The following is a 3325-nucleotide window of genomic DNA, read 5'->3' as shown; positions in this document are numbered from 1 at the left end:
TCCACCACCGCCCCGGCCGCCGCCGCGCAGCAGCCCGCTGCCGCCGCCGCTCCGGCCGCGGCGCCCGCCGCCCCGGCGCCGTCGCGGGGCGGCCGCCGCGCGGGACGCCCCGCCGTCGCCGTGTTCCAGGCCCCGGTCTTCGCCGAGCCCATGTTCCAGACCCCGGAGACCGCCGCCATGGCCGCGGCCGCCGCTGCCGCCGCCCCGGCCGAGGACCTCGAGGACGAGGAGCTGGAGCTCGAGGCCGAGGCTGAGGTCGAGGCGGCTCCTGCCCCGCAGCCGGCCGGCCGTCGCCGCCGCCGTGGCCGCGGCGCCGCCGCCGAGACCGCCGTTCCGGCCGCGCCGGCTCCGGCCGCCGCGCCGTCCGCTCCGGTCTCGCTGGCCGACGTGGAACTCATCGAGGACGAGGCCGAGGCCGCCGAGCTCGACGGGTCCGCCGAGGAGGACTTCGACGAGTCGGGCGACCGCCCGTCCCGCCGTCGCCGCCGCGGTGGCCGTCGCCGCCGTCGGGGTGAGGCCGCCGACCTCGACGAGTCCGCTGAGGAAGAGGCCGAGGCCGAAGCCGAAGAGGCCGGCGAGGAAGACGACTCCGCCGAGGAGGACGACGAGGAGAACGGGGCCCTCGGCTCCAGCTCCAGCCGTCGCCGCCGGCGCCGTCGCCGTCGCAGCGGTGACGGCGGTACGGACGCCGACGCGGGCGACGAGGACGGCGTACGCACCGTCGTGAAGGTCCGCGAGCCGCGCCCGGCCCGCGAGCGTTCCGAAGCCTCCGCCGCCTCCGGCTCCACCTCCTCCGACGAGGTCCAGTCCATCAAGGGCTCGACCCGTCTGGAAGCGAAGAAGCAGCGCCGCCGAGAGGGCCGTGAGCAGGGCCGCCGCCGCGTCCCGATCATCACCGAGGCCGAGTTCCTGGCCCGCCGTGAGGCCGTCGAGCGCGTGATGGTCGTCCGTCAGTCGGGCGAGCGCACCCAGATCGGCGTCCTCGAGGACGACGTGCTCGTCGAGCACTACGTCAACAAGGAAGAAGCCACCTCGTACGTCGGCAACGTCTACCTGGGCAAGGTCCAGAACGTGCTGCCGTCGATGGAGGCCGCCTTCATCGACATCGGCAAGGGCCGCAACGCCGTCCTGTACGCCGGTGAGGTCAACTTCGAGGCGCTCGGCATGGCCCACGGGCCGCGCCGCATCGAGGCCGCCCTCAAGTCCGGCCAGTCGGTCCTGGTGCAGGTCACCAAGGACCCGATCGGCCACAAGGGTGCCCGCCTGACCAGCCAGGTCTCGCTGCCCGGCCGCTACCTCGTCTACGTGCCTGAGGGCTCGATGACCGGTATCAGCCGCAAGCTGCCCGACACCGAGCGCGCGCGTCTGAAGACCATCCTCAAGAAGATCGTCCCCGAGGACGCGGGCGTCATCGTGCGCACCGCCGCCGAGGGCGCGAGCGAGGACGAGCTGCGCCGCGACGTCGAGCGTCTGCAGGCCCAGTGGGAGGACATCCAGAAGAAGTCGAACCAGATCACGACCTCTTCGCCGAGCCTGCTGTACGGCGAGCCGGACATGACCGTCCGCGTCGTGCGCGACATCTTCAACGAGGACTTCTCGAAGGTCATCGTCAGCGGTGACCAGGCGTGGGAGACCATCCACGGGTACGTGTCCCACGTGGCCCCGGACCTGGCCGACCGGCTGTCCCGCTGGACCTCCGAGGTGGACGTCTTCGCGACGTACCGGATCGACGAGCAGCTCTCCAAGGCGCTCGACCGCAAGGTGTGGCTGCCCTCGGGCGGCTCGCTTGTGATCGACAAGACCGAGGCGATGATCGTCATCGACGTCAACACCGGCAAGTTCACCGGTCAGGGCGGCAACCTCGAGGAGACCGTCACCCGGAACAACCTGGAGGCGGCCGAGGAGATCGTGCGCCAGCTGCGGCTGCGCGACCTCGGCGGCATCGTCGTCATCGACTTCATCGACATGGTCCTGGAGTCCAACCGCGACCTGGTCCTGCGGCGCATGCTGGAGTGCCTGGGCCGCGACCGGACCAAGCACCAGGTCGCCGAGGTGACCTCGCTGGGCCTGGTCCAGATGACCCGCAAGCGGGTGGGCCAGGGTCTGCTGGAGTCCTTCTCCGAGACCTGCGTCCACTGCAACGGCCGCGGCGTGATCGTGCACATGGAGACCCCGACCGCGATCGGCGGCGGTGGCGGCGGCAAGCGCGCCAAGCGCCGCGGTGGCCGCGCCGGTGAGCACGAGCACGACATCGAGGTCTCGGAGTCCGTCGAGAGCGACGTCTACGAGGTCGAGACCGAGGCGGAGGTGGCTGCCGAGGCGGCCGCCCCCATCGCGCTGCCCGAGCCCTCCTTCGCCGCCGACGAGGAGCTGTACAGCAGCCCGGCCGAGGCCGAGGCCGCCGCCGGTGTGAGCGGCCGTCGCAACCGTCGTCGCGCCACCCGCAAGGCGACCGCTCCGGCGGGCGCCCCGCGCGGTGCGGGCGCCGCGGTTCCGGCCCCCGTGGCCGAGCCGGTGACGGAGGCCGAGATCGAGGTCGTCGAGGTCGTCGAGCCCGCGGAGGTCGCCCAGGCCGCCGAGGTGGTCGAGGTGGCCGAGGTCGTGGAGACCCCGGCAGCCGTGGCCGAGCCGGTCGCGGAGGAGGCCCCCAAGGGCCGCACCCGCCGCCGTGCCACCCGCAAGGCGACCGCTTCGGCGGACGCCCCCGCGGAGGCCGCGCAGGCCCCGGAGCCGGTCGCCCCGGCCGCGCCGGAGCCCGAGCCCGTCGTCGTGGAGACCCCGGCGGTGGCCGAGCCCGTGGCCGAGCCCGTGGCCGAGGCCGCACCGGCCCGTCCGCGTCGCCGCGCCACCCGCAAGGCCACCGCACCCGCCGGTTCCCCGGCGGGCGCGGAGTCGGCCGTGGTGATCGTCGAGGCGCCGGTGGAGACCCCGGCCCCGGAGACGGCCGCCGAGCCCGAGCCCGTCGTCGAGGAGGAGGCCCCCGCGGCTCCCGCCAAGAAGGCGGTCCGCAAGACGGCCGCCAAGAAGGCGGCCACGACCACGGCGAAGAAGGCCCCGGCCAAGAAGGCCACGGCCGCCAAGAAGGCGGCGACGGCCAAGACGGCCGCGAAGAAGACCGTGGCGAAGCGGGCGACGAAGAAGACCGCGGCGGCCGAGCAGCAGACGCTGCCCGCCGTCTCGGCTCCGACCGAGGCCTGATCCGCGGATCCCGCTCCACGAAGCCCCCTCCGGCCCCCCCCCCCCCCCGCGGCGCCCGCCCCCCCCCCCCCCCCCCCCCCCCGGCCCCCGCCCCCCGAGAGAGGCCCAGGGGCACCCGCGGCAACAC

General features: G+C 74.6%; 1 protein-coding gene. It reads left to right on the top strand.

Annotation, left to right across the window (positions count from 1 at the left end; all coding sequences use genetic code 11):
* Positions 1 to 3198, top strand: a 3198-nt coding sequence (locus ACWF9Z_RS25150) for an Rne/Rng family ribonuclease (RefSeq protein ID WP_453605396.1), incomplete at its 5' end; no start/stop codon positions are given.
* Positions 3199 to 3325: the final 127 nt, after the last annotated feature.

The sequence above is a fragment of the Streptomyces sp. NPDC054961 genome, assembly GCF_053609145.1.
The sequence above is the reverse complement of the archived record's forward strand: the minus strand, read 5'-3'. Positions and strand labels throughout refer to the sequence as shown.